The following is a 317-nucleotide window of genomic DNA, read 5'->3' as shown; positions in this document are numbered from 1 at the left end:
CCGCTCATATTTGCCGCGAAAAACCTTCGTCTGGGCATAGGCGCGCACAACGCCCGCGACCGAATTCCGGTCAGCGATCCCAATACCGGAAAGGCCGAGAATGGCCGCCTGAGTGACGATCTCCTCGGGCCTGGAAGCCCCTTCCAGGAAGGAAAAGTTCGTTCTGGCGCCGATTTCGAAAAAGGCCGGTGTCATGCGAAAACTCCATGCATGAACCATTGCGGCATATCCGGTCCGTAGTGACCTTCGCGATAGATCCAGAAGCGATAGCCTTGCTCGTCCTCGACGCTGAAATAATCACGCTCCTTGGCATCCAC

Annotated in this window: 1 protein-coding gene; it reads right to left on the bottom strand. The window is 56.8% G+C overall.

The window, feature by feature from the left end; translation table 11 throughout:
- On the bottom strand, window positions 1-219 hold a 219-nt coding region (locus tag SB679_RS23550), incomplete at its 3' end, for a PHP domain-containing protein (protein ID WP_410704691.1).
- Window positions 220-317: the final 98 nt, after the last annotated feature.

This window comes from Chryseobacterium sp. SIMBA_029 (genome assembly GCF_046535275.1).
In the GTDB taxonomy this organism is placed as follows: Bacteria; Bacteroidota; Bacteroidia; order Flavobacteriales; family Weeksellaceae; genus Chryseobacterium.
This window is presented reverse-complemented; position numbering and strand designations above follow the sequence as displayed.